Below are 24,987 nucleotides of genomic sequence, written 5' to 3' on the forward strand. Positions count from 1 at the left end.
AAATGGGCATCGCCATCAAGCGCATCACCCAAGCCGATACTGCCCTGTTCGGCAATATCGGCGTTGATGTCTTCGATGAGCCCATCCATCCTGGCCGCCTCGAGGCCTATCTCGCCCAGCCCGGCCACCTGATGGTGCTGGCGCTGGAGGACGAGCTGGTGGTCGGCCAATGCGCCGGGGTGGTGCATCACCATCCCGACAAGGTCACCGAACTTTATGTCGACGAGGTCGGCACCGCCTCCAGCCATCTGCGGCAGGGCATCGCCGCGGCGATGCTGGCAGAGCTGTTTGTCTGGGGGCGTGAGCTGGGCTGCGATGAGGCCTGGCTCGGCACCGAGCTGGATAATGTCGCGGCCAACGGCCTCTACCGCCGCTTTGATGGCGCGGCGGAGACGATGGCCTATTACGAGTTCAAACTCTGACGCCGGCCCTTGCCGCGTGCTAATATCGCCGCCTGCTCACAAGCGGAGGTTGCGATGACCCAGTCCAGGGATTTTGGCAGCATCGGCCAGCTCAGCCGCAGCGTCGCTGACATTGCCGCCGCCGAGGCGTGGTGGCGTGATGTGCTCGGTGTGCCCCACCTCTACACCTACGGCCCGCTGGCCTTTTTCGATTGCGGCGGCGTGCGGCTGATGCTGAGTGCCGAAGCCGGCCCGGCCCAGGCCAATGTGATCTATTTCCGGGTCGACGATATCGACGCGCGTTTTGCCGAGCTGACGGCGCGCGGCGTCGAATTTCAGGGCAAGCCCCACCTCATCCACCGCCACCCCGATGGCCTGGAAGAATGGATGGCGTTTTTTACCGACAATGAGGGGCGGGTCCTGGCCCTGATGAGCCAGCGCCGGCCGGCCTGACTATTTGCGGCCTTCGGCCAGCAGGATGGTCGCGGCAAAAGCGGTGAACACCGCGGCAAAACTCCAGTTCAGCGCCCGCTGCACCCAGACGCTGCGCACCAGCGTGCCGGCCAGCCATTCGGCGGCGAACACCGTCAGCACCGCCAGCGGGATCGACACCACGATGAACTCGGCGCCAAGAAAGAACAGCTTCTGCCCCGCCGCCGGATCGTGGCGATCAACGAATTGCGGCAAAAACGTCATGAAAAACAGCACGACCTTGGGATTGAGCAGGTTGATGCCGACCCCGGTCAGATAGCTCTGCGCCACGGTCGGGGTCTTGACCGCCTTCTGCGCCAGCCGCAGCCCGCCGCCCTGGGTGATCGCCTGCCAGGCCAGCCACAGCAGATACAGCGCGCCGGCAATCTTGAGCACCAGAAACGCCGTCGGCGCCGCCACGATCAGCACTGAGATGCCCAATGCCACCAGGCAGGTATGCACCAGTATCCCGGTCATCGCCCCGGCCGCCGTCGCCAGGCCATGGCTGCGGCCATAATTGATGGCGCGCGACATCTGCAGCGCCATGTCCGGGCCAGGGGTAATGGCGAGCACGATGGTGGCCAAGGCAAAGGCCAGCATGACGGAGAGATCGGGAATGAAGCCGGACATATGCTAACTCTGAGCAAAATTGTGCGGGCGAACATTGCATGGGCAAGGTTGCATGAATAGGGTGCGGCCGAATTCCGGGCGTGACCGCGCCCTCCACCACTCAATGTGTGACATCATGGCAAAAGACATCAAGAAAGTCGTGCTGGCCTATTCGGGCGGCCTCGATACCTCGATCATCCTGAAATGGCTGCAGGAAACCTATGACTGCGAAGTGGTGACCTTCACCGCCGATCTCGGTCAGGGCGAAGAGCTGGAACCGGCGCGCAAAAAGGCCGAGATGTTCGGCATCAAGGATATCCGCATCGAGGATCTGCGCGAGGAATTCGTGCGCGATTTCGTGTTCCCGATGTTCCGCGCCAACGCCCTCTATGAGGGCCTCTATCTGCTCGGCACCTCCATCGCTCGCCCGCTGATCGCCAAGCGGCTGGTGGAAATCGCGCAGGAAGTCGGCGCTGACGCCATTTCCCATGGCGCCACCGGCAAGGGCAATGATCAGGTGCGGTTCGAATTGACCGCCAATGCGCTCGATCCTTCCATTAAGGTGATCGCACCGTGGCGCGAATGGGATTTGCAGTCGCGCACCAGCCTGATCGAATATGCCGAAAAGAACCAGATTCCGATCGCCAAGGACAAGCGCGGCGAAGCCCCGTTCTCGGTCGACGCCAATCTGCTGCACACCTCTTCCGAGGGCAAAGTGCTGGAAGATCCGGGCGTCGAAGCGCCGGAATATGTCTATCAGCGCACCGTCAGCCCGGAATCGGCGCCCGATACCCCCGAGACCATCGTCATCGGCTTTGAAAAGGGCGATGCGGTTTCGATCAATGGCGAGCGCCTGTCGCCGGCCGAACTGCTGACCAAGCTCAACGAGCTGGGCGGCAAGCATGGCGTCGGTCGTCTCGACCTGGTGGAAAACCGCTTCGTCGGCATGAAGTCGCGCGGCGTTTACGAAACCCCCGGCGGCACCATCCTGCTGCAGGCGCATCGTGGCATTGAATCGATCACGCTGGATCGCGGCGCGGCCCATCTCAAGGATGAGCTGATGCCGAAATATGCCGAGCTGGTCTATAATGGCTTCTGGTATTCGCCCGAGCGCGAGATGCTGCAGGCGCTGATCGACAAGAGCCAGGAATTCGTCGCCGGCGAGGTTTCGGTCAAGCTCTACAAGGGCAGCGCTAATGTCGTGGCCCGCACCTCGCCCTATTCGCTCTATTCGGAAGATCTGGTGACCTTCGAAGAAGGCGCCGTGGCCTATGACCACAAGGACGCCGAGGGCTTCATCCGCCTCAATGGCCTGCGTCTCAAGACCTGGGCGGCCCGCAACAACAAGGCGCGCGGCTGATCTGATCTGGGCCGGGGCGTCTGTCGCCCCGGCTTCGTCACCGACCTTAATTGCTCATTAACGAGAACAATCTAGCGTTCGCTTCGACGTCGTGCGTAAGCACAATGACGAGGGGAGAATGTGCGGGTGCGAGCAGGAGACGCTGGCAGCTTGGGCGAAAAGGCCGAGGCTTTGCTGCTCGACGCTGCGCTCGAGAACATTCCCTATGGCTTTTGCGTCTGGTCGCCGCAGTTCCGCCTGTTGATGTGGAACAAGCATTATCGCGACATTTACGGCTTTTCCTCCGACGCCATCTATCGCGGCATGAGTCTCGAAGAGATCGTGCAATTGTCCATCTCGCTGGGCAATCACGGCGGCGCCGATGTGGCGGAATTCTACGAGGAATATAGCAGCCAGCTGCTGTCCAATCGCGGCGGCGCCCGCATCAAGAACGAAGAAGTGGTGCATGGCGGGCGGACCATCGAATCCGCCCATATCTATTCCGAAGCTCTGGGCTGGGTGGTGACCCATGAGGACATCACCGACGAAATCGCCCGCAGCGAGGTGATGCAGAAGCGCAAGCTCGAGCTGGAACGGCAGAACATCAGGCTCGACGCGGCGGTCAACAATATCAGCCAGGGCCTGTGCATGATGGACGCCAAGGGGCGGCTGGTGATCTGCAACGAGCCCTATGCGCGCATCTACAATCTGCCGCCCAACCTGCTGAAGGCCGGCACCCAGCTCGAAGACATTCTCAGCCATTTGTTCGATGTCGGCATGAGCGCTGGCGGCACGCGCGATGAATATATCGCCTGGCGCCGCGACGTCATTGCCCGCCGCGAATATGGCAAGAATATCCACGAGCTGAACAATCGCACCATCATGATGCAGCACCATCCGATGAAGGATGGCGGCTGGGTGTCGACCCATGAAGACATTACCGAGCAGCGCCAGAACGAGGCGCGCATTCGCCATCTGGCGCGCCATGACGCGCTGACCGACCTGCCCAACCGCATCGAATTTCTCGAACAGATGGCCAAGACCGAGGCTGGGCTCAGTCGCGGCGAGATGGCGGCGGTGCTCTATATCGATCTCGATCACTTCAAGGCGGTCAATGACACGCTGGGCCATGCGGTGGGCGATGAGGTGATCAAGCAGGCCTCGGCGCGGCTCTGGGGTACTACACGGGAAACCGACGTGCTGGCGCGGCTGGGCGGCGACGAATTTGCCCTGCTGATGCGCCCCATCGACAGTGCCGCCGATGCCGCCAAGGTGGCCGACCGCATCATCAAGGCCATCGGCACGCCGATGCTGATCAACGGCCAGCAGATCGAAATCGGCGCCAGCGTCGGCATTGCCATCGGCCCGGGCGACGGGGTCAAGACCGACACGCTGGTCAAGAATGCCGATCTGGCGCTGTATCGCGCCAAGAGCGAAGGCCGTTCGACCTATCACTTCTTTGAAACCGGCATGGATGCCGATCTGCAGCAGCGCCGCTCCATCGAGGCCGGCTTGCGCCTGGCCCTGCAGCGCGAAGAACTGCGCCTGATGTTCCAGCCGCTGCTGGGGCTGGCGGAAAACCGGGTGACCTGCGTCGAGGCGCTGCTGCGCTGGGACCATGAGGGGCGCACCATCTCGCCCACCGAATTCATCCCCATCGCCGAGGAAACCGGGCTCATCGTCGCCATTGGCGAATGGGTGCTGCGCGAGGCCTGCAAGACCGCCGCGACCTGGCCGGGCGAGATTCGCGTCGCGGTCAATCTGTCGCCGATCCAGTTCAAGAGCCGCGACCTGCTGGGGGTGGTGCGCTCGGCGCTGGCCGAGGCGCGCATTCCGGCCACCCGGCTGGAGCTGGAAATCACCGAATCCCTGCTGCTGGCCGAAAACGACACCAATCTGCGGGTGCTGCATGAGCTGCGCGCCATGGGCGTGCGCATCTCGATGGATGATTTCGGCACCGGCTATTCCTCGCTCAGCTATCTGCGCTCCTTCCCCTTCGACAAAATCAAGATCGACCGCTCCTTCATGCGCGACCTGACCAGCCGCGGCGACAGCCAGGCCATCATCCAGGCGGTGATCGGGCTGGGTAAATCGCTCGGCATGTCGACCACCGCCGAGGGCGTCGAAACCGAGGAACAGCTCGAAATGGTGCGGGCGCAGGGCGCCTCGGAGGTGCAGGGCTTCCTGTTCTCGCCGCCGCTGCCCCCGGCGGCGCTGGCCAATCTGCTGCATTCCGAAGCCGCCAAAGCCCAGACCGCCCGCAAGAAGGCCTCTTGAGGGTTCACCCACTGGCCAAATTCCCTCGCCCCTCAGGGGAGAGGGGTAGGGTGAGGGGTGCACAGGCCAGGGCGAACCGCCCAATTTCCACCTGTTCAGTGACGACTATTTCCTGCCTTGCGGCGGCCATTTAGCCGTATTGCAGGCCCCCTCTGCGTCCCCAGCGCTTGTCGATCCGCGCTTCTTGCTGTAAGAGCCGGCACGAATGCGCCAGCCTGCCCTTTTGCGGCTGGTGTTCATGTTTTCCGCATGATTTCAGCCAAGGTGCGCTCCGAACGACTTCCGGGGTCTTTTTTTGGGATCATGCCACTTCGAGGCACTGCCCCTATGTCCTTGCGCAATATCGCCATCATCGCCCACGTTGACCACGGCAAGACCACGCTGATCGACGTCCTGCTCAAGCAGTCCGGTTCGTTCCGCGAAAACGAGCGCGTCGACGAACGCGCTATGGATAGCAACGATATCGAGCGCGAACGCGGCATCACCATTCTGGCCAAAGTGACTTCCCTGCTGTGGAAGGACAACCGGATCAACATCGTCGACACCCCCGGCCACGCCGACTTCGGCGGCGAAGTCGAGCGCATCCTGTCCATGGTGGACGGCGTGGTGCTGCTGGTCGACGCGGCCGAAGGCCCGATGCCCCAGACCAAGTTCGTGCTGGGCAAGGCCCTGGCGCGCGGCCTGCGCCCGATCGTGGCCATCAACAAGATCGACAAGTCCGACGAGCGCCACATGGAAGTGCTCGAAGAAGTGTTCGACCTGTTCATCGCGCTGGACGCGACCCCCGAGCAGCTCGACTTCCCGGTGCTCTATGGCGCCGCCAAGCAGGGCTGGATGATGAATGAGCCGGACGGCCCGCGCGAGAGCCTGGGGCCGCTGCTCGACAAGGTGATGGAGCATGTGCCCGAGCCCAAGGTCGAGGAAGGCCCGTTCCAGATGCTCGTCACCACGATCGAGCGCAATCCGTTCCTCGGCCGTATCCTGACCGGCCGTATCTATTCGGGTTCGGTCAAGCCGGGCGATGCGATCCACTCCATCCATCATGATGGCAAGATCGTTGAAAAGGGCCGCGTATCCAAGGTGCTGGCCTTCCGTGGCCTCGAGCGTACCCCCATCGATCACGGCGAAGCCGGCGATATCGTCGCCATTGCCGGTCTCGAAATCACCACGGTGGCCGATACCATCGCGGTGCCGCAGATTACCCGCCCGCTCGATGCCAAGCCGATCGATCCCCCGACCCTGTCGGTCACCTTCCGCATCAATGACGGTCCGCTGGCCGGCCGCGAAGGCGACAAGGTGCAGTCCCGCGTCATCCGTGAGCGGCTGATGCGCGAAGCCGAAGGCAACGTGGCCATCCGCGTCACCCCCGGCGAAGACAATGACAGCTTCGACGTCGCCGGCCGTGGCGAATTGCAGCTGGCCGTGTTGATCGAAAACATGCGCCGCGAAGGCTTCGAGCTGACCATTGGTCGCCCCAAGGTGCTGTTCAAGGAAATCGACGGCGTCCAGATGGAGCCGATCGAAGAGGTCATCGTCGACGTTGATGATGAGCATACCGGCGCCGTCGTGCAGAAGCTGACCGAGCGCAAGGGTGAATTGACCGATATGCGTCCGTCCGGCCTCGGCCGTACCCGCATTAGCCTGCTGGTCCCCACCCGCTCGCTGATCGGCTACCAGGCCGAACTGCTCAGCGACACGCGCGGCACCGCCATCTTCAACCGCCTGTTCCACTCCTTCGTGCCGTTCAAGGGCGATCTGCCCGGCCGCCGCACCGGTGTGCTGATTTCCAACGGCACCGGCCAGTCGGTGGCTTTCGCGCTGTGGAATCTGGAAGATCGCGGCCCGATCATGATCGACGCCGGTGTCGAGATTTATGAAGGCATGATCATCGGCGAGCACTCCCGCGAGAACGACCTCGAGGTCAACGCGCTCAAGGGCAAGCAGCTCACCAATATCCGCACCACCTCCAAGGACGAGGCGGTGCGCCTGACCACGCCGAAGAAGCTGACGCTGGAGCAGTCGCTGGGCTATATCGCCGATGACGAATATGTCGAGGTGACCCCCAAGTCGATCCGCCTGCGCAAGATCTGGCTCGACCCCAATGACCGCAAGCGCGCCATGCGCTCCAAGGTCGGCTGAAGCTAAGTCGAGACTGCGGCCCCACCCCCTCCTGGCCTCCCCCATCAAGGGGGAGGTATCAGATCGAGTTTGGGGCAGGATCGCGTCACAACCACAAGGCAGCACCTCCCCCTTGATGGGGGAGGCTGGGAGGGGTGATGAGAGCCCCGATCCCCGAGGAGACACCCCCATGACCGACTGGATCATCCAGACCATTTCCGAGTGGGGCTATCTCGGCATTTTCATGGTCATGCTGGCCGAGAGCCTCTTCCCGCCCATTCCGTCCGAACTGATCATTCCCTTTGCCGGCTTTGCCGCCGCCAATGGCCAACTTGACTTCTTCGGCGTCCTCGCCACCGCCACTTTCGGCGCCGTGGTGGGCATGCTGCCGTGGTATTTTGCCGGGCGGCTGTTCGGGCTCGAGCGGGTACGCTGGCTGGCTGACCGCTTCGGCCGGCTGCTGACCCTTAACGCCGAAGAGATCGACACCGCCATCGGCGTGTTCCGCCGCTTCGGGCCGATCATCGTGCTGTTCGGTCGGCTGATGCCGATCATCCGCACGCTGATTTCCATTCCTGCCGGCCTTGCTCGCATGTCGCTGCCGGTGTTCCTGCTCGCCTCGACCGCCGGGGCGCTGCTGTGGAACACTGTGCTCACCCTGGCTGGTTATGTGCTGCATGAGCATTATGAGCTGGTGGAAGTGATCCTCGATCCGCTGAGCTATATCGTGCTCGGGCTGATCGTCGTCATCTACCTGTTCCGCGTCATCACCTGGAAGCCGAGCCGGGCGACCGAGTAGCCTGTTGCAAATTGCGAGACCTGTCGCATTCTGCCTCGCAGCTTCACCAGCAAAACGCGAATATTCATCATCGCTTAAACTCTGAGGCCCGGTTTCCGGGCCGCATCGACTTGGCACGCTTCCTGCAATGCAGGTGGTGTCCGGAAGTTTTGTATTGCGTACCGGATGTCAGTCATTGGGCCTCGTTCCGTGCGACCGGAACGGGGCCTCATGCTTTTGCGCCCGCTCTTGCCGCAAGGCGCGCCAGCCACTAGATATTCCTGACCCTTTTCAGTCGCGTTGTCGTCAGCGCGCAATCGGAGACGCCCATGCGCGCCGTGCTCGATATCATCCTTCTGATCCTCCAGCTCTACTGGTGGGTTATCCTCGCCATGATCATCATGAGCTGGCTGATCTCGTTCAACGTGATCAATACGCGCAACCAGTTCGTCGCCAGCGTCTGGCGCGTCATCAACCAGCTCACCGAGCCGGTGCTGCGCCCGATCCGCAAGATGCTGCCGAATTTCTCCGGCCTCGACCTGTCGCCGATCGTGCTGTTCATCATCCTGTTCTTCATCGAGCGGGTGATCATTTATTACATCTATCCCAACGTGTTCTGAGCCCGTTGGACACACCCAAATGCTACCGGCTCAGCCCCACAGGGCTGAGCCTTTTCATTCGCGTCACCCCCAATGCGGGACGCGACAGCATCGAAGGCGTCGAACGCCGCGGTGACGGCACTGCGGTGCTGCGCGTCCGCGTCAAGGCCGTGCCCGACAAGGGCAAAGCCAATGCGGCGGTTTCGGTATTGCTCGCCAAAGCTTTGGGCGTATCCAAATCCTCGATCACCGTCACCAGCGGCGACACCTCCCGGCTGAAGACGCTGGCGGTGGTGGGGGATGGCCCGGCGCTGGTGATCCAGCTCGAAAAACTGAGCCAGCCCACCACCCCCTCCTAGCCTCCCCCATCAAGGGGGAGGTATCACTCCACTCATGGGCACCATCTCGTCCCAACCACCGAACTGTACCTCCCCCTTGATGGGGGAGGCTAGGAGGGGGTGGGGCAACAAGCCCCGGTCGCATCGCCCCCACCAGCCCCACCCACCCGCGACAAAACAGCGCAATTTCCATTGCTTAACCAATCAATCCGGCTAATCTCGGTGTTGGAAGGGGCTCATGGAGGGCGGCCTGCGGTGGGTTGGAGGACCTGCCCAGTCTTGCGTTTGAGTCCCCGGAGGAACTCTAGAGGGACTGTTCTATGACTTTGGCACTCTGGCTGATCGTCGCGTGTGGCGCTCTGTCCATTATTTATGGGGTGGTCACCACCCAGCAATTGCTGGCCGCCGATAGTGGCAGCGCTCGCATGCAGGAAATCTCGGCAGCGGTGCGCGAAGGGGCCTCGGCCTATCTCAAGCGCCAATATACCACCATCGCCATTGTCGGCGTGGTCATCCTGATCGCCGCCTGGTTCCTGCTCGGCATCTATGCCGCCATCGGTTTCCTGATCGGCGCCGTGCTGTCGGGCGCGGCGGGCTTTATCGGCATGAATGTGTCGGTGCGCGCCAACGTGCGCGTTGCGCAGGCGGCCATCGGCTCGCTCGGCAAGGGGCTCGATCTGGCGTTCAAGTCAGGCGCGGTCACCGGCATGCTGGTGGCGGGTCTCGGCCTGCTGGGCGTCGCCCTCTATTTTATCGTGCTGACGCAGTTCCTCGGCTTCGCCTTCAATGACCGCGTGGTCATCGACTCGCTGGTCGCTTTGGGCTTCGGCGCCTCGCTGATTTCCATCTTCGCCCGTCTCGGCGGCGGCATTTTCACCAAGGGCGCCGACGTCGGCGGCGATATGGTGGGCAAGGTCGAGGCCGGCATTCCCGAAGACGATCCGCGCAATCCGGCCACCATTGCCGATAACGTGGGCGACAATGTCGGCGACTGTGCCGGCATGGCCGCCGATCTGTTCGAAACCTATGTGGTGACCATCGTCGCGACCATGGTGCTGGCCGCCATCATCCTGCCCGATGCGTTCAAGCTGATGGGCATGGTGCTGCCGCTGGCGATTGGCGGCGCCTGCGTCGTCACCTCGATTATCGGCACCTATTTCGTCAAGCTGGGCGCCGACAACAACATCATGGGCGCGCTCTACAAGGGCATCATCGCCACTGGCGTGCTGTCGCTGATCGCCTTGCTGCCGGTGTTGTGGTTCGTCTTTGGCGACCTCAATGTGGTGATCGAAGCCACCGACAAGTCGTTCACCCCGTGGAGCCTGTTCTGGTGCGGCGTGGCCGGGTTGATCATCACCGGCCTGATCATCGTCATCACCGAATATTACACCGGCACCAATCGCCGTCCGGTCAATTCCATCGCCGAAGCCTCGGTCACCGGCCATGGCACCAACGTCATCCAGGGCCTCGCCGTGTCGCTGGAATCCACCGCCCTGCCGGCGCTGGTGATCATCGCCGGCATCATCGTCACCTATAACCTCGCCGGCCTGTTCGGCATCGCCTTCGCCGTCGCCACCATGCTGGCGCTGGCCGGCATCGTGGTGGCGCTCGACGCCTTTGGTCCGGTCACCGATAACGCCGGCGGCATCGCCGAAATGGCCGGGCTCGACGCCTCGGTGCGCCACAATACCGACGCGCTCGACGCGGTGGGCAACACCACCAAGGCCGTCACCAAGGGCTATGCCATCGGTTCTGCCGGCCTCGGCGCCCTGGTGCTGTTCGCCGCCTATACCCAGGATCTGATCTACTTCGCCAATCTACCCGATGCCCCGGCCATCTTCCAGGGCATGGGCACGCTGACCTTCTCGCTGGCCGACCCCTATGTGGTGGTGGGCCTGCTGTTCGGCGGGCTGCTGCCCTTCCTGTTCAGTGGCATGAGCATGACGGCGGTGGGTCGCGCCGCGCAATCGGTGGTGGTGGAAGTCCGCCGCCAGTTCAAGGCCGATCCGGGCATCATGGCCGGCACCTCCAAGCCCGATTATGCCCGGGCCGTCGACATGCTGACCCAGGCGGCGATCAAGGAAATGATCCTGCCCAGCCTGCTCCCCGTGCTGTCGCCAATCGTGGTGTTCTTCGTGATCTACTGGATCGCGGGCCCCGCCGCCGGCTTCTCGGCCCTAGGCGCCATGCTGATGGGCGTCATCGTCACCGGCCTCTTCGTCGCCATCTCGATGACCGCCGGTGGCGGCGCCTGGGACAACGCCAAGAAGAGCTTTGAAGATGGCTTCACCGACTCAGCCGGCGTCACCCACCACAAGGGCTCTGACGCCCACAAGGCCTCGGTCACCGGCGACACCGTCGGCGACCCCTACAAGGACACGGCCGGCCCGGCCGTCAACCCGATGATCAAGATCACCAACATCGTGGCGCTCCTGCTGCTCGCCGTGCTGGCCCATTGGGGCTAACCAGACTTCGTCTGGACTGAACTGAAGGGGCCCGGGGGAAACTCCCGGGCCTCTTTTTGCCATTGGGGTTCCCCACCCACCACGCGTCACCCTCGGGCTTGACCCGAGGGCTCCACACTGCCGGTGGTAAGTTGAGCGCAACCCCCTCGGGTCAAGCCTGAGGGTGACGGGCGGATGATGAGCAGCCAGGCTTGTTGTAAGTCCCAGTTGTCGGCGAGCCCCCAAATCACCTCGCCCCTCAGGGGAGAGGTCGGCCCGAAGGGCCGGGTGAGGGGTGCCATGCAGATGCTGAACCACCAGCGCCGAGCCATGGATTGCCCGGACGAGCCGGGCAATGACGGCGGTGGATAGATTGTCGCCCTCCCCACCGTCATCACCGGGCTTGTCCCGGTGATCCATCTTCCTGCACCGCGCCGTCAGTCGACCTTCCCTCCCCCTTGAGGGGAGGGATCGAGGGTGGGGGTCGGCGGGTATTTACGCAGGAGCCGCCGCGACCCCCTCCCTGGCCCTCCCCGCAAGGGGGAGGGGACGCTGGAGCTGAGGCCAACATACAAGGCCGGGATGACATCGGGTTTGTGGGGCGCCCGGAACACCCACTTATCCATCTTATCCCCGCCCTCAAATCCTCCTGCATACTCCCCCCATCTCTCCGGGATACGGGCGGCGCTGCAGCGACCGGTGTCCGGGGCGACGGTCGGGAGGGGGGAGGTCGCGCTCCGCCCTGGGCTGTGCGGATGGGGCATTCGGGCATGAGGCTACGGTTTCATGCTGGGGCTTGCGGTCTGCCTTCCGAGAAAAACCCGACGCCCCGAGGCGGTTTCGTCTCACTATTTATACCTTACCAGAGGCGATAGCCGCCTCGGGGCTCCGCTCGTTATTGCCATCGGCGGCCAGACCTGGCCGGCCGACGCTTCGTGCTGGCCGGCGCATAATCTTGGCGTCACAGTGTCGATCAGCACCTGCCTCGTTCGTTGCACTGGCAGATGGCCGCTGACGCGGCGTCACATTCAGGAGACTGCAATGCGTAAATTGACCGCCGGCCTGTTCTATTCCGTCGATGGCGTGGCCGAGGCCCCCGATCAGTTCCAGTTCGACAGTTTCGATGCCGAGCTGGGCCAGATGCTCGGCAGCGTCATGGGGGACGTCGACACGGTGCTGATGGGCCGGGTGGGCTATGAGGAATGGGCCGGCTATTGGCCCAATGCCAGCCAGGATCAGGACTTTGCCGGCTTCATCAACAATGTGCCCAAATTCGTCGCCTCAGATACGCTCAAGCCAGACGAACTCGGCTGGAGCAATTCCACCCTGATCGAGGGCGATCTCGACGCCTTTGTGCGCGACCTCAAGAGCCAGCCGGGCGGCACCATCGCGGCGATGGGCGGCATGTCGCTGGTGAGCCAGACGCTGCTGGCCGGACTGATGGATGAGCTGACGCTGATCCTGCATCCCGTCGTTGCCGGCAAAGGACGCCGCCTGTTCGAAGACGGTACGCCGACCACGCGGCTGCAATTGCTGCGCTCGGAGCAGACCAGCAAGGGCAATGTGGTGCTGACCTATGCCAGACGCGCGGACTAGTCCGCCGCGTCCTGGGCTTCCAGCACGGTGATCACCCGGCCGAGCAGGCCCAAAAACTGCTGACGCTCGGCGGGGGTAAACTGTTCCAGCGCCAGCGCATTGATGGCGCTGACCACTCGCTCCACACTTGCCACCTGGCCCAGCGCCAGGGGTGTCAGCGTCACCAGGGCGCTGCGCCCATCGGCGGGGTCGGGTTGGCGGGTGATCAGGGCGTCGCGCTGCATGCGCTTGAGCGTGGCGGCCATGGTCGGCTGTTCGACGGCGGCGCGGCGCGCCAGTTCCTTCTGCGACAGGCTGCCGCCATCGGCCAGCGCGAACAGCACCGGCATATAGGCCGGGGCGATGCCGCTGGGGGCCAGTTGCCGCTCCAGCTCGCGGGCGAACAGACGGGCCGCCCAATTGGCCATATAGCCGGCCGAGGCCTCGCGAATCAGAACCACTTACATAGCTTGCTATCTAAATACATAGTATGCTATCTATACCTCTGGAAACTGCATCCCGCAAGGAGCCGGCATGTCGCTCAAAAGCAGCCCCACCCGCTACGGTCCTGTCGCCATCGCCATCCATTGGCTCACGGCAATCGCCATCATTTGCATGTTGGCCAGTGGGCTGAGTGCCGCCAATACCCAGGATCAGGCGCTCAAGCTCGCCCTGCTGCGTGGCCATGCGGTCACGGGTGTGGTGGTTGGCGTGCTGACGCTGCTGCGCATCGTGTGGTGGCTGGCGATTGATCGTCGCCCGCAGGACGCGCCCGGCCTGTCGCGGGGGCAGGCGGTGGCGTCCCGTGTCGTGCATTACGGGCTCTATGGGGCCATCCTGGTCATGGTGGCGAGTGGCATCGCCACCGTCGCGCTCAGCGGTGCTGGGGCGCAGCTCACCGGCGCTGCGGCATTGCCGCTGCCTGATTTTACTCTGGCGCCACCCCTGAAGGTGCATGTCCCGCTGGCCTTCGCTCTCATGGCGCTGCTGGTCGGCCATATCGGCGCGGCACTCTGGCACCAGTTCATTCAGCGCGATCGCCTGTTGGCCCGGATGGGCGTGGGTCGGTAGCGGCCAGCGTCGCAAAGACGCGCGGACTGGACTGATTGGCCAGCGCTGCGGCGATGGCGGCAACACAGTCCTCCGCCGTCATGCTGCCGGTATCGACCGTGAGGTCATATTGGCCCGGCACATGCACCGCGTCCTGCCAGCGCTGCACCGGCTCGGGTATGCCGGGGCCACTGGCATAAAACCCGTTCTGCGGATCGGCATTGCGCCGCCGCATGATTTCATCGAGCGGGCAATAGACGCCGGCAAACAGCACCTCCAGCCCGGCAAGCCGCTTGGCACAGGCCGGCAGAATGCCGAGGGGCTGCGAATAGAAGTCGTGGTGCCCGAGATCGGCCACCACATCAAAGCCCTGCCGCGCATGGGCAGCGATGGCGTCGTAGAGCGCCGCATACAGCGCCACCACCACGGGCTCGAGATCGGGCCGTTCGCCGCCCGGCCGCAAACCTATCCCCGGCTGCAAATTCTGTGGCAGCATGCGGTTCTGTGCATCGACGCCCAGATTGATCCAGCGACCGGGGAGGTTCGCCTGCATGGACGCCGCGATGGAGGATTTTCCCGAGCGCGGCGCGCCGTTGAGAATGACGATGCGGCCACTCATGGCAGGCGCATGCCGGTCAGGTTTTGCCCATTCTGGTGCAGCATCAGCGTCGGCGCCGCGCCGTTCACCGGCTCGGCAAAGGTGATCTGGGCATCGACCACCTTGAAGAAGAAGCGGTTGGCGCTTTCGGGAAAGATTTCGTAGCGCGCCTGGCCGGTGAGCTGGGCAAACAATTTTTGCTCCGCGGTGGAGATGGTGACGATGACGCCGGGGGCCAGCACATAGTCGCCGGCATAGGCGGGCAGCACGCTCGGATCGATTTCCGTCACTTGGCGCGGCGTCGGCTGTGGCCGCAGCGTCAGTGCCGGGTCGAGCAGATGAAAGCCGATATCTTCGATACCGGCGGCCGTGACCATGCTCGACAGCAGCACCACGCCATTGCCGGTCTTGGCGTCATAGCCGGCAAAGCTGCGGAAACCCGCGGTAATGCCATTATGCCAGACGATGTCGCGCTCGCCCTCAAGCAGCTTGAACCAGCCGAGCCCGATGACCTCGCCATCGCTGCCAGCCGAGCGGGTGCGCTCCAGCATGAGGGCAAAGGCGGGATCGAGCGGGGTGGAGACCGCGCCGCTGGCAGCGGCGATGAATTTGGCGAGGTCGGCAGTGCTGGTGACCAGCGCCCCCACGGGAGCAAACACATCCATGTCCCAATTGGACACGGGCTCACCCGCCGCGTCATGGCCTGTCGCCATGCCGGGGATGGTCCCCGGCGCGGTGGCCAGCCGGGTCTCGGTCATACCGAGCGGATCGAGAATTTGGCTCTGCAGCAGCGCCGCATAGGGCTGGCCGCTGACTTCGGTGATGGCCTGCGCCAGCAGGGCCGTGCCGACATTGGAATATTCGAATGCTTCGCCAATGCCGCGCGGCAGCTGATAATCGGCAATCCACGCCATCAACTCGTCGGCGCCATAGCCCGAATAGGGATTGTCGAGCCCTTTGGCCAACAGCGCCTCGGGCAGGCCGGAAAAGCCGGCGCTATGGGTCGCCAGATCAAAGGCGGTGATGGCCTTGCCGTCGCGCTCGGGGAGCTTGGTGCCGGCCGGCAGATAGTCGGTCAGCGGCGCATCGAGGTCGATCTTGCCGGCGACCACCAATTGCGCCAGCAGCAGATTGGTGAAGACCTTGGTGATCGAGCCGGCCTCGAACAGCGTGTGTTCATCGACCGGGGTGGGATCATCCGTGGCCAGCGTGCCATGCGAGACGAAGCGCGGCATGCCGTTCTCGATCACCGCCACGGCGATGGCGACATTGGCCTGATCGCGGTCGATGCGGTCGGCCAGGATCTGCGCGATGGCGGCGTCGGAAGGCATGGCGGACTGCTGCGCCGCCAGCGGCGTGGCCAGCATTGCGGTGGTGGCCAGGGCGGCGAGGGCGCGGTTCATCGGAGCCTCCGGGGGTGCAGGAACGACATAACGCCATGCACACCCCGTGGGGCAAGGATAAGGCGCCGCCTATTTCGCCTTGTTGTGCATCTCGATGGAGTCGAGGATCACCTTCTTGGCATCCTCATAGCCGCCGACATGGGAAATCTTGGCCCATTTGCCGGGCTCGAGATCCTTGTAGTGGGTGAAGAAATGCTTCACCCGCTCGACCTGGATGGCCTGCATGTCGCCGATATCCTGGATGGAATCATACATCCGGGTCAGCTTCTGCACCGGCACGGCGAGGATCTTTTCGTCCTGGCCGCCATCGTCTTCCATGAACAGCACGCCGATCGGGCGGCAGCGGACCACCGCGCCGGGCACCAGTGGGCGCGAATTCATGACGATGACGTCGAGCGGATCGCCGTCGCCGCACAGAGTGTGGGGCACGAAGCCGTAATTGCCCGGGTAACGCATCGGCGTATAGAGGAAACGGTCGACGAACAGCGCGCCCGAGGCCTTGTCGATTTCGTACTTGATCGGCTCGCCGCCCATCGGCACTTCGATGATGACATTGAGATCGTCGGGCGGGTTCTTGCCGGTGGGGATGGCGTCGATGTTCATGGCTTCAGCTCTCGTGCAGCGGGGAGGCGACAAAGTGCCTGCGTTGTGCCCAACACAGGCCGTAAACGCAAGCCGATTGCGGGTGTGCCAGCTATGCCTATCTGTCACACCCACGCGATTTGGCGGCGGGGCTTAGTCCTTGGCGGCCTTGCCGACCTGGTTGCGCAGAATGGTGCGGTCGCGGCTGGAAACGCCGATCAGCTCGGCGATGCGCCAGACCATATTGTCTTCCAGCTCGTGGTTCTTCTTGTCGGAAAACACCACCAGCCACATCATCCGCACGATCTCGATGCGGTCATCCATCGGCAGCTGGGTCAGGCCCTGGGTGAAGCGGTAGAAATCCACCGCCTCGGCATCGCGCAAGGCGGCGTCCTTGACCAGCCGGTCGACGGCGGCTTCGTCCAGCTCGTAATGCTCCTGCAGCACCGCCTTGATGGCGTTGCGCTCCGCGTCCTTCATCTGCCCATCGACAGCGGCCAGATGCACCAGCAGGGCGGCGACCGCCAGCTTGGGATCATGGGTGGACAGCGCCGTTTCCGGCTTGTTGAACAATCGGGTAATGGCCTCGAACATGGCGCAGGGCCTCCTTCGGGGTGCGAGGGGAGTGACGAAAGGCTTGTGCGCACCGGGAGGCAGGCAGTTCAGAGTTAAGCAGGCGGCGCGATTTCCTCAATGGGCGCGAGGCCCGGTCACGCGCTCTTGACCCGGCTTGATGCGGAAGCGCCACACCGGGGGCAGCGAAAGGACTCGACTCTTCGGAGATTCGGAGTCTAAATGTTCCTGTTTTGTTCACTTGCTCAGGAAGGGTTGGTGCGATGCTTTCGCCCGATCGCCAGCAGCGCCTCGCCGCGCTGCGGGACAGCATTGCCGATATCGAACGCAAGCCGGCGCTGGCCGAGGCTCGGGCGCAGGTGGCGCAACCGACGGCAGATTTCCCGCAATTTGCGGGCGGCTTGCTGCAGGAAATCTACACCGATGAACGGCGCAATGCCGGCGCGCTGCTCGGCTTCGCCCTGGGCCAGGCCCGGGGCCTGCTCACCGGGCAGCGGCTGGCGGTGATCTATCTGCAGCTGGCCGACGAGGCGCAGAAGCTGGGCCTGCCTTATGGGCCGGGACTGCTCAGCTTTGGCTTTGATCCTGACGCACTGGTGCTGGTACGGGCCGCCACGATGGGCGAGCTGCTCTGGGCCGCCGAGGAGGCGATTGCCTGCCGCGCCGTGGCGGCGGTGGTGGCCGATATTGGCGGCCATGCCAAGCTGCTCGATTTTACCGCCAGCCGGCGGCTCAGCCTGCGGGCGGCGGCCACCGGCGGCTCGATCTTCATGCTGCGCTATGGGCAGGCGCGCCAGGCCAGTGCGGCGCAGTTGCGCTGGCGCCTGTCGCCGTCTCCCAGCGCGCTGCGGCGTTGGGATGCCGGGGCGCCGGGGGCGCAGCGTTGGCGCGTCGAACTGGAAAAAGCAACGCTCCTCAAGAAGCAGACCAATTGGCTGCTGGGTTGGACGGAAAATGGATTTGCAACACTGCCTGCTCACGCCAATGCTGCCGAGCGGCTCGGCGGGGCCGCGGCGCTTTCTCGTGCTGTTCCTGCCGCATTGGCCGACCGACTATCTCAAACGGCGTGAGCCCCAGCTCAAGGGGCCGTTGGCGCTGTATGAGCGGATCAAGGGCGGGCTGCGACTGGCCGCCATCGATGCCGAAGCGGGTCGGCTGGGCCTGCATGTCGGGCAGAACCTGGCTGACGCAAGGGCCATGCTGCCGGGCCTGACGGTGCGCGAAATCGATCGTCCACTGCTCGAAGCCGGCTTTGCCGATTTTGCCGACTGGCATTCCAATGCCAGCCCGCTGGTGGCGGTGCTGGATGAGGTCAGTGGCTTTGGCGATCTGGTGCTCGATATCACCGGGGTGGCGCATTTGTTCGGCGGCGAGCGGCCCATGCTGCGCCTGCTGCTGAGCCGGCTGCGCGAACTCGGCTATAGTGTCGCCGGCGCCATCGCCCCCACCATTGGCGCGGCCTGGGGCGTCAGCCATTTCGCCCGCAGCCAGGTGGTCGAAAGCGCCGATATGGAGGCCATTATCGAGGCGCTGCCGGTGCAGGCGCTGCGGCTGACCCAAGCGCAGATTGCCGGCCTCACCCAGATGGGGCTCAAACAGATCGGCCAATTGCGCGGCCGGGACCGCAAGGCGCTGCAGGCGCGCTTCGGGATGTCGCTACTGGTGCGACTCGATCAGGCCTTTGGCGGGCTCGAAGAACGGATGACACCGCGTCTGCCGCCGGCCGAGCGCTATGCCGAGCGGCGGTTCGCCGAGCCGATCGGGCTGATGGATGATGTGTTGATGACCACTCATGATCTGGCCATCCAGCTCGGGGTTCGGCTCGAAGCCGAAGGGCAGGGGGCGCAGGCATTTCACCTGTTCCTCTATCGTGTCGACCACAAGGTGATGACGCTATCGGTCAATTCGGCGCGGCTGACCCGCGACCCCGAACATATCAGCAAGCTGTTCAGCCATCGCTCGGAACGGCTCGAGGGCGCCTATGATGCCGGCTTCGGCATCGACATGATCAGGCTGGCGGCCAGTTCGCTGGCGCCGCTCGATGCGGTGCAGCTGGGGGCCTTTTCCCATCAGGGCGTGGCCGAGGATCTCGACCAGCTCAATGACCGGATGAGCAGCCGGCTCGGGCCGCTGGCAGTGTTGCGCACGCAAATGGTGGCCAGCCACATTCCCGAGCGGGCGGCGCGGCTGGTGCCGGCGCTGGCGAGCGGCGCCCTGCCACCACGCGCCGCGGCCTGGCCGCTGCCTGAGCGGCCGCTGCGGCTGTTGCCGGTGCCCGAGCGGGTCAATATCAATGCCGAAGTGCCCGACGGGCTGCCGGCCTCGATGCTGTGGCGCGGCGACAGCTACAAGATCGAACGCGCCTCGGGCCCCGAGCGGCTGGGCGCGGAATGGTGGCGCAGCGGCCAGCGCCTGCAATTGGTGCCCCCCGCGCCGCCGGAAAAGGGGGAGCCGACGCCCTATGTCCCCAAGCTGGACCTGTTCGATCCCGATGGCGTGACGCGCGATTATTACGCCGTTGAAGACGCCGCCGGCCGCCGCTTCTGGATCTACCGTCACGGCTTCCACCGGCCGGACGAGCCAGCGGTCTGGTATCTGCACGGATTTTTCGCATGAGCCAGGTGGTTCCGCTCACCCTGCCGGTGACGGCGCGGCGCCGACCGCCAGCGCCGGTCGCGCCTTATGCCGAACTGGTGTCGACGACCAATTTCTCCTTTCTGCGCAGTGGTTCGCACCCCGAAGAACTGGTGGCAGCGGCCATGGCGTTGGGGCTGAGCGCGTTTGGTGTCACCGACCGCAACAGTTTCGCCGGCGTGGTGCGGGGCTATGTGACGGCCCGGGACAACAAGGAGATCAGGCCCGATTTCCGTTACCTCGTCGGCGTGCGGCTGTGCTTTGCCGACGGCACACCGGACATCATCGCCTATCCTAGCAGCCGGGTAGCCTATGGGCGGCTGTGCAAACTGCTGACCATCGGCAATCAGCGCGGGGAGAAGGGTAGCCCAAAACTGTTCTTCAAGGATCTTTTTGGTTCCAATGACCCAGCCTCGGAAACCGAGCAGGGGCCGTCGGAAAATTATTCGCAAGGCCAGCTGTTCATCCTCATGCCCGATGAAAGCGACTGGGGGCTGACCGAAAAAACACTCGATCAGCTGAGCCGGCAAGTGCCCGGCCAGGTCTGGGTGGTCGGTACTCCTCGCTTCGATGGCAATGACCGTGCGCGTCTCAACCGTATCAATGCCTTGGCCCAGCGGCACGGGGCATGGATGCTCGCCAGCAATGATGTGCTTTATCACGAGCCCGACCGGCGCATTGTCGCCGATGTGGTCACCTGTATCCGCGAGCATGTGTCGCTGGAAGCTGCGGGTTTTCTGCTCGGCGCGAATGCCGAGCGGCATTTGAACCCCCCGCGCGAAATGGTCCGGCTATTTGCTGGATTTCCGGAGGCCATTGCAGAGACACAGCGGTTTATCGAGCGGATCGAATTCTCTCTCGAGCAGCTCGAATATAATTATCCCGAGGAAACCGTTGGCAATGGCGAAACGGCGCAACAGACCTTGGAGCGTCTCACCTGGGCCGGCGCTGCCAAGCGGTTTGCCGGCGGCGTACCCGACGATATTGCCGACAATATCCGGACCGAACTCCAACTGATCGATGAAAAGTTCTACGCGGCCTATTTCCTGACCGTGCATGACATCGTCCATTATGCCCGTTACGAGAAGGGCATCCTATGCCAGGGCCGCGGCTCGGCGGCCAATTCCACGGTCTGCTATTGCCTCGAAATCACTGAGGTCAATCCGCGCAAGGCCAATCTGGTTTTCAGCCGCTTCATCTCGACCGAGCGCGACGAACCACCCGATATCGACGTCGATTTCGAGCACGAGCGGCGCGAGGAGGTGATGCAGTATATCTACCAGAAATATGGTGGTCGGCGCACGGGCCTGACCGCCAACGTCATTTCATACCGATCCAAGAGCGCCATTCGCGAAACGGCCAAGGTGTTCGGAATTTCCGACGACACGATCAGCGCTTTCAATCAGCTGCATTGGGGCTGGGGCTCCAGCCTCAACCTGAAAAATGTTGCGGCCATCGGCCTCAATCCAGACGATCCGGTGCTGGCGCAGATGTTCGAAGTGGTGAAGGTGCTGCGCGGTTTTCCGCGTCACCTCAGCCAGCATGTGGGTGGCTTCGTCATCACGCGGGATTCACTGGAAAGCCTGGTGCCGATCAGCAAAACGGCAATGGATAGCCGCACCATCATCGAGTGGAACAAGGACGACATCGACGCGCTTAAAATCCTCAAGGTCGATATCCTGGCTCTGGGCATGCTGACCTGTCTCCGGCGCGCCTTCGATCTCATGGAAACGCATTATGAGCGCGAGGTAACGCTCGCCGAGCTGCAGAATGAAGAGTTCGATGAACCAGAGCGGGCCCGGCCGGTCTATGAAATGACCCACCGGGCCGACACGATCGGGGTGTTCCAGATCGAAAGCCGGGCCCAGATGTCGATGTTGCCACGGCTGAAGCCCGTTGAATTTTATGATCTCGTCATCGAAGTCGCCATCGTTCGCCCCGGCCCCATCCAGGGCGGCATGGTGCATCCCTATTTGAAGCGTCGACAGGACAAGAGCTGGAAAGCGGACCCCGACGATCCGCTGGATATGGTGCTCGAAAGAACGCTGGGCATCCCCCTGTTTCAGGAGCAGGCCATGCAAATGGCGATCAAGGGTGCGGGGTTTACCCCTGGCGAGGCCGACCAGTTGCGCCGGGCCATGGCCGCTTGGCGACGGACTGGGAAGATCAGCATCTTCAAGGATAAATTCATCAACGGGATGCTGAACAATCCTGGGCGGCATTATGAGCGCGAATTTGCCGAGCGCTGCTTTTCCCAAATCGAAGGCTTCGCCGAATATGGCTTTCCCGAAAGCCACGCGGCTTCGTTCGCGCTGCTGGTTTACGCCTCGTGCTGGCTCAAATGCCACTATCCCGATGTGTTTGCTTGCGCGCTGCTCAATTCGCAGCCCATGGGGTTTTATGCGCCCAGCCAGCTCGTGCGGGACGCGAGCGAGCATGGCGTCGAGATCAGGCCTCCCGATATCAATCTTTCGACCTTCGATTGCATGCTGGAAGCTGACGGCTGGGAAACTGCCGAGCATGTCTGGCCCCGCCATGCCGAGATGAAACAGCACATCAAAACCACCAAGGCGCTCAGGCTCGGGCTGCGCAGCGTCGAGGGGCTGGCCGAAAAGGACATCACCGCCCTTGTCGAGACGCGTGGCGATGCGGGCTATGAGTCCATACGTGATCTCTGGCTGCGGACAGGCATGCCGATCGCCAGTCTTGAAAAGCTGGCCAAGGCCGATGCCTTTGCTTCATTGAAGCTCAATCGACGAGAGGCGCTCTGGGCTGTCAAAGGCCTGATCGGCACGCATGGCGCCGAGACATTACCGCTATTTTCTGCTGCCGGATTGCCGCCGGCCCTGATGACAGACGAGGCCGGAAACCTGCCACTGATGCAGCCGGGCGAGGAGGTCATCCACGACTATGCGACGCTGTCACTCTCGCTCAAGGGGCATCCAGTCCAGTTCCTCCGTCCGCTGTTGCAGGTGCGCGGCACCACGCGGGCGGTCAATCTCGGTACGGTGACGCCAGGACATCGCATCGAGGTGGCAGGGTTGGTGTTGGTGCGGCAACGGCCCGGCACGGCGAGCGGGGTGATCTTCGCCACTCTCGAAGACGAGACCGGGGTGGCCAATATCGTGGTCTGGCCGAGCCTGTTTGAAAACGACCGCATCCGCAAAACCCTGCTGTCGAGCCGTATGCTGGCGGTGCGCGGACAGCTGCAGCGCGAGGGGCTGGTGATCCATATCATTGCCGAGGACATGGAAGATCTGACGCCGCATTTGCTAGATCTGTCGCATGGCAAGGATATCGGTGATGTCGTGGTGGCGCGGGCCGACGAAGGTAAGTCGGGGCCGCCGGATGGGGCGAGTCGGGACCGCAATGCCACTCGAGAAATCGACATCGCCCGCCGCCGGGCCTATGCCGCGCTGCCGGGCGGGCGCAACTTTCACTGACGCTGTGGTTGAAGCGGTTACGCCAGAATCTTGTCGATGGCCTTGGCCAGGGCGATATCCTTGGCGCTGAGGCCGCCGGCGTCGTGGGTGGAGAGGCGAATGGTCACGCTGTTGTAGCTGTTGGACCAGTCCGGGTGATGCCCGGCTTTTTCGGCGGCCAGCGCCACCCGGCCCATGAAGCCGAAGGCTTCGGAAAAATCCTTGAATTTGAAGGCGCGCTCGATGGCCAGCGCCGCCTCGTCATAAATCCAGCCCTTGAGGTCCCGCAGGGCCTCTTCCCGTTGCTTGCTGCTCAGCGTCTCGACCATGCTGTCACCTGTCTCCAAAACTGGGTCTGCCAGCTGCCAGACTAGCCGGGCAAAGCGACGCTACCATGGCGGGCATTAACGCCATGGCAAGCAGTTTGGTCGCAGCGTGCGGAGGACATGGCCGAGTGCAGCGCGGTAAATTTTGAGGCCGCTCGCCCGCCCCATCAACCTCCACCCATCCAAGGACCCGCGCGTGATCTGGACGAGATGTTTCGCCGCTCCGATCCTGGCCTGTGGGCTGGCAGTTCCGACCGTTACCGCCGCCGATCTCGTAGTCTATCACAATTGGGCCGCGCCGGCCGAACTGGCGGCGCTGAATGTGCTGCGCGATGTGCTCGAAACCCGGGGCCATGGCTGGGTGCCGCTGTCGATACCCCATGATGCCAGTGGCGATATCGATGTGGTGGAGCTGATCGCGGCCGGGGCGACGCCCAATGTCTTCCTGCAATTGCAGCCCGATATCTACCGCGCACTCGATGCCGACGGACGACTGCTGCATCTGGGTGCGCAATTTGCCGCGAGCGGCGTGCTGGCGCAATTGCCGCAAGTGGTGCGCGACGCCATTACCATCGATGGCGCCATCGTCAAGACGCCCGCCACCATTCATGCCGACGCGATGATCTATTATAATCGCGCCGTCGCTCTGGCGGCGGGGGTCGATCCGGCAGGCTGGACGTCGCTCGAGGCGATGTGGGCCGATTTTGCCGCCATCCGTGCCGCCGGCTTCCAGCCGCTGGCGCTGGGCGCCCAACCCTGGCAGGTCGGCTATCTTACCCATGCGCTGGTGGCGAGCCTGGGCGCGGCGGGCGTTTATGCCGGGCTCTATGGCCAAACCATTGATCCGGCGGTGTTTGACGATGCCAGTCTGCTGGCGGTGTTTGCCTGGTTGCGGCGCTTCCAGCAGGAAGCCGACGCTGATGCGGTCAACCGCGACTGGAACATGGCCACCAGCCAGGTCATCCAGGGCCAGGCCCTGCTGCAATTGCAGGGCGACTGGATGAAGGGCGAGTGGCACGCCGCCAGCAAGAGTGAAACCGATGATTATGGCTGCCTGTTCGTGCCCGGTGCTGCGCATCTGCCGGTCACCGTCGACAGCTGGGGCCTGCTCGGCGGCATGGCGCCGGAGATCGAAGCCGCCGAACGGGATTTCGCCGCTGCGGTGGTCGAGGTGGCTACCCAGACCCGTTTTGCCGCCGCCAAGGGCTCGACGCCGGTGCGGCTCGATGCCCATGGCGATATCGATGCCTGTTCGCAACTGGTGCTGGGGGCGCTGGATCGGGATGATTTCGCCCTGCCGACGCCGCATCTGACCGCCTCGCCCTCCTGGGTGGCAGCGGTCTGGGCGGTGGCCAATAGCTTCTGGAACACCCCGACCATGGCACCCGCCATGGCCGTAGCGGCGCTCAAATTGGCCTACGCCGATCGGTAGCCGGTTAAGCTGTTATTC

At 63.5% G+C, this 24,987-nt stretch carries 22 protein-coding genes; 15 read left to right on the forward strand and 7 right to left on the reverse strand.

The features are described 5' to 3' along the window. Positions 1-2: 2 nt before the first annotated feature. The gene (locus tag ACX3OZ_RS13330) at positions 3-422 is read left to right on the forward strand and encodes a GNAT family N-acetyltransferase (RefSeq protein WP_459094052.1); all 420 of its coding nucleotides are present in this window, start codon (positions 3-5) and stop codon (positions 420-422) included. Between the two features lie 54 nt (positions 423-476). Next, a complete protein-coding gene (locus ACX3OZ_RS13335) occupies positions 477-854 on the forward strand; it encodes a VOC family protein (protein ID WP_459094051.1) in 378 nt (125 codons plus the stop codon). Here ACX3OZ_RS13335 and ACX3OZ_RS13340 read toward each other — a convergent pair whose 3' ends face one another. Further along, positions 855-1,502 carry a LysE family translocator gene (locus tag ACX3OZ_RS13340; protein WP_459094050.1) on the reverse strand — a complete coding sequence of 216 codons (648 nt, stop codon included), beginning with the start codon at positions 1,500-1,502 and terminating at the stop codon, positions 855-857. Positions 1,503-1,617: 115 nt separating this feature from the next. Here ACX3OZ_RS13340 and ACX3OZ_RS13345 point away from each other — a divergent pair, with 115 nt between their 5' ends. The 8 genes from ACX3OZ_RS13345 to ACX3OZ_RS13380 all read left to right on the forward strand — a co-directional run bounded on the left by ACX3OZ_RS13345 (position 1,618) and on the right by ACX3OZ_RS13380 (position 12,970). After that, a complete protein-coding gene (locus ACX3OZ_RS13345) occupies positions 1,618-2,841 on the forward strand; it encodes an argininosuccinate synthase (protein ID WP_459094049.1) in 1,224 nt (407 codons plus the stop codon). A 150-nt stretch (positions 2,842-2,991) separates the two neighbouring features. Then, positions 2,992-5,097 (forward strand): putative bifunctional diguanylate cyclase/phosphodiesterase, encoded by a 2,106-nt coding sequence (locus tag ACX3OZ_RS13350; RefSeq protein ID WP_459094048.1) that lies wholly within the window; start codon positions 2,992-2,994, stop codon positions 5,095-5,097. A 327-nt stretch (positions 5,098-5,424) separates the two neighbouring features. After that, positions 5,425-7,236 (forward strand): translational GTPase TypA, encoded by a 1,812-nt coding sequence (gene typA / locus ACX3OZ_RS13355; protein ID WP_459094047.1) that lies wholly within the window; start codon positions 5,425-5,427, stop codon positions 7,234-7,236. Positions 7,237-7,405: 169 nt separating this feature from the next. Then, positions 7,406-8,014, forward strand: coding sequence for a DedA family protein (locus tag ACX3OZ_RS13360; RefSeq protein WP_459094046.1), 609 nt, complete (start codon positions 7,406-7,408; stop codon positions 8,012-8,014). A gap of 308 nt (positions 8,015-8,322) precedes the next feature. After that, positions 8,323-8,613, forward strand: coding sequence for a YggT family protein (locus tag ACX3OZ_RS13365; RefSeq protein ID WP_459094045.1), 291 nt, complete (start codon positions 8,323-8,325; stop codon positions 8,611-8,613). Between the two features lie 5 nt (positions 8,614-8,618). Then, positions 8,619-8,951, forward strand: a complete 333-nt coding sequence (locus ACX3OZ_RS13370) for a DUF167 family protein (protein ID WP_459104666.1) — start codon at positions 8,619-8,621, stop codon at positions 8,949-8,951. A gap of 299 nt (positions 8,952-9,250) precedes the next feature. Beyond that, complete coding sequence (locus tag ACX3OZ_RS13375) at positions 9,251-11,395, forward strand: sodium-translocating pyrophosphatase (RefSeq protein ID WP_459094043.1); 2,145 nt, start codon at positions 9,251-9,253, stop codon at positions 11,393-11,395. Between the two features lie 1,020 nt (positions 11,396-12,415). After that, positions 12,416-12,970, forward strand: a complete 555-nt coding sequence (locus tag ACX3OZ_RS13380; RefSeq protein ID WP_459094042.1) for a dihydrofolate reductase family protein — start codon at positions 12,416-12,418, stop codon at positions 12,968-12,970. Here ACX3OZ_RS13380 and ACX3OZ_RS13385 read toward each other — a convergent pair. Further along, positions 12,967-13,410 (reverse strand): MarR family winged helix-turn-helix transcriptional regulator, encoded by a 444-nt coding sequence (locus ACX3OZ_RS13385; protein WP_459094041.1) that lies wholly within the window; start codon positions 13,408-13,410, stop codon positions 12,967-12,969. The two genes, ACX3OZ_RS13380 and ACX3OZ_RS13385, sit on opposite strands and share 4 nt — an antisense overlap. Before the next feature lie 73 nt (positions 13,411-13,483). On the opposite strand from ACX3OZ_RS13385, the gene ACX3OZ_RS13390 reads away from it, so the two are divergent. Further along, the gene (locus ACX3OZ_RS13390) at positions 13,484-14,020 is read left to right on the forward strand and encodes a cytochrome b (RefSeq protein ID WP_459094040.1); all 537 of its coding nucleotides are present in this window, start codon (positions 13,484-13,486) and stop codon (positions 14,018-14,020) included. Here ACX3OZ_RS13390 and ACX3OZ_RS13395 read toward each other — a convergent pair. The 4 genes from ACX3OZ_RS13395 to ACX3OZ_RS13410 all read right to left on the reverse strand — a co-directional run bounded on the left by ACX3OZ_RS13395 (position 13,974) and on the right by ACX3OZ_RS13410 (position 17,176). Next, a complete protein-coding gene (locus tag ACX3OZ_RS13395; protein ID WP_459094039.1) occupies positions 13,974-14,618 on the reverse strand; it encodes a chloramphenicol phosphotransferase CPT family protein in 645 nt (214 codons plus the stop codon). The two genes, ACX3OZ_RS13390 and ACX3OZ_RS13395, sit on opposite strands and share 47 nt — an antisense overlap. After that, positions 14,615-16,000, reverse strand: coding sequence for a serine hydrolase (locus ACX3OZ_RS13400; RefSeq protein WP_459094038.1), 1,386 nt, complete (start codon positions 15,998-16,000; stop codon positions 14,615-14,617). Before ACX3OZ_RS13400 ends, ACX3OZ_RS13395 begins: the two co-directional genes overlap by 4 nt. 69 nt (positions 16,001-16,069) lie before the next feature. Further along, positions 16,070-16,603 (reverse strand): inorganic diphosphatase, encoded by a 534-nt coding sequence (gene ppa, locus ACX3OZ_RS13405; RefSeq protein WP_459094037.1) that lies wholly within the window; start codon positions 16,601-16,603, stop codon positions 16,070-16,072. Between the two features lie 132 nt (positions 16,604-16,735). Continuing rightward, entirely contained in the window at positions 16,736-17,176 is a 441-nt protein-coding gene (locus ACX3OZ_RS13410; protein ID WP_459094036.1) for a tellurite resistance TerB family protein, read from the reverse strand. Positions 17,177-17,418: 242 nt separating this feature from the next. Between ACX3OZ_RS13410 and ACX3OZ_RS13415 the strand changes: the two genes are divergently transcribed. From ACX3OZ_RS13415 to ACX3OZ_RS13425, 3 genes are read left to right on the forward strand one after another with little or no spacing between them, the layout of a single operon-like run. Next, positions 17,419-18,225 (forward strand): hypothetical protein, encoded by an 807-nt coding sequence (locus tag ACX3OZ_RS13415; RefSeq protein WP_459094035.1) that lies wholly within the window; start codon positions 17,419-17,421, stop codon positions 18,223-18,225. Further along, positions 18,110-19,771, forward strand: coding sequence for a Y-family DNA polymerase (locus ACX3OZ_RS13420; RefSeq protein WP_459094034.1), 1,662 nt, complete (start codon positions 18,110-18,112; stop codon positions 19,769-19,771). Before ACX3OZ_RS13415 ends, ACX3OZ_RS13420 begins: the two co-directional genes overlap by 116 nt. Further along, positions 19,768-23,232, forward strand: a complete 3,465-nt coding sequence (locus tag ACX3OZ_RS13425; RefSeq protein ID WP_459094033.1) for an error-prone DNA polymerase — start codon at positions 19,768-19,770, stop codon at positions 23,230-23,232. Before ACX3OZ_RS13420 ends, ACX3OZ_RS13425 begins: the two co-directional genes overlap by 4 nt. A gap of 17 nt (positions 23,233-23,249) precedes the next feature. On the opposite strand, the gene ACX3OZ_RS13430 is transcribed toward ACX3OZ_RS13425, so the two are convergent. Then, positions 23,250-23,540 carry a 4a-hydroxytetrahydrobiopterin dehydratase gene (locus ACX3OZ_RS13430; protein ID WP_459094032.1) on the reverse strand — a complete coding sequence of 97 codons (291 nt, stop codon included), beginning with the start codon at positions 23,538-23,540 and terminating at the stop codon, positions 23,250-23,252. A gap of 193 nt (positions 23,541-23,733) precedes the next feature. On the opposite strand from ACX3OZ_RS13430, the gene ACX3OZ_RS13435 reads away from it, so the two are divergent. Next, the gene (locus ACX3OZ_RS13435; RefSeq protein ID WP_459094031.1) at positions 23,734-24,969 is read left to right on the forward strand and encodes an extracellular solute-binding protein; all 1,236 of its coding nucleotides are present in this window, start codon (positions 23,734-23,736) and stop codon (positions 24,967-24,969) included. The last annotated feature ends 18 nt before the right edge of the window (positions 24,970-24,987 follow it).

The sequence above is a fragment of the Devosia sp. A369 genome, from assembly GCF_054489345.1.

Bases quoted from the DNA above. Each gene is read 5' to 3' on its own strand.
- ppa (WP_459094037.1), bottom strand. From the start codon at position 16,603: ATGAACATCGACGCCATCCCCACCGGCAAGAACCCGCCCGACGATCTC.
- ACX3OZ_RS13360 (WP_459094046.1), top strand. From the start codon at position 7,406: ATGACCGACTGGATCATCCAGACCATTTCCGAGTGGGGCTATCTCGGC.
- ACX3OZ_RS13430 (WP_459094032.1), bottom strand. From the start codon at position 23,540: ATGGTCGAGACGCTGAGCAGCAAGCAACGGGAAGAGGCCCTGCGGGAC.
- ACX3OZ_RS13420 (WP_459094034.1), top strand. From the start codon at position 18,110: ATGGATTTGCAACACTGCCTGCTCACGCCAATGCTGCCGAGCGGCTCG.
- ACX3OZ_RS13400 (WP_459094038.1), bottom strand. From the start codon at position 16,000: ATGAACCGCGCCCTCGCCGCCCTGGCCACCACCGCAATGCTGGCCACG.
- ACX3OZ_RS13410 (WP_459094036.1), bottom strand. From the start codon at position 17,176: ATGTTCGAGGCCATTACCCGATTGTTCAACAAGCCGGAAACGGCGCTG.
- ACX3OZ_RS13340 (WP_459094050.1), bottom strand. From the start codon at position 1,502: ATGTCCGGCTTCATTCCCGATCTCTCCGTCATGCTGGCCTTTGCCTTG.
- ACX3OZ_RS13345 (WP_459094049.1), top strand. From the start codon at position 1,618: ATGGCAAAAGACATCAAGAAAGTCGTGCTGGCCTATTCGGGCGGCCTC.
- ACX3OZ_RS13390 (WP_459094040.1), top strand. From the start codon at position 13,484: ATGTCGCTCAAAAGCAGCCCCACCCGCTACGGTCCTGTCGCCATCGCC.
- ACX3OZ_RS13425 (WP_459094033.1), top strand. From the start codon at position 19,768: ATGAGCCAGGTGGTTCCGCTCACCCTGCCGGTGACGGCGCGGCGCCGA.
- ACX3OZ_RS13335 (WP_459094051.1), top strand. From the start codon at position 477: ATGACCCAGTCCAGGGATTTTGGCAGCATCGGCCAGCTCAGCCGCAGC.
- ACX3OZ_RS13330 (WP_459094052.1), top strand. From the start codon at position 3: ATGGGCATCGCCATCAAGCGCATCACCCAAGCCGATACTGCCCTGTTC.
- ACX3OZ_RS13415 (WP_459094035.1), top strand. From the start codon at position 17,419: ATGCTTTCGCCCGATCGCCAGCAGCGCCTCGCCGCGCTGCGGGACAGC.
- ACX3OZ_RS13365 (WP_459094045.1), top strand. From the start codon at position 8,323: ATGCGCGCCGTGCTCGATATCATCCTTCTGATCCTCCAGCTCTACTGG.
- ACX3OZ_RS13375 (WP_459094043.1), top strand. From the start codon at position 9,251: ATGACTTTGGCACTCTGGCTGATCGTCGCGTGTGGCGCTCTGTCCATT.
- ACX3OZ_RS13395 (WP_459094039.1), bottom strand. From the start codon at position 14,618: ATGAGTGGCCGCATCGTCATTCTCAACGGCGCGCCGCGCTCGGGAAAA.
- typA (WP_459094047.1), top strand. From the start codon at position 5,425: ATGTCCTTGCGCAATATCGCCATCATCGCCCACGTTGACCACGGCAAG.
- ACX3OZ_RS13380 (WP_459094042.1), top strand. From the start codon at position 12,416: ATGCGTAAATTGACCGCCGGCCTGTTCTATTCCGTCGATGGCGTGGCC.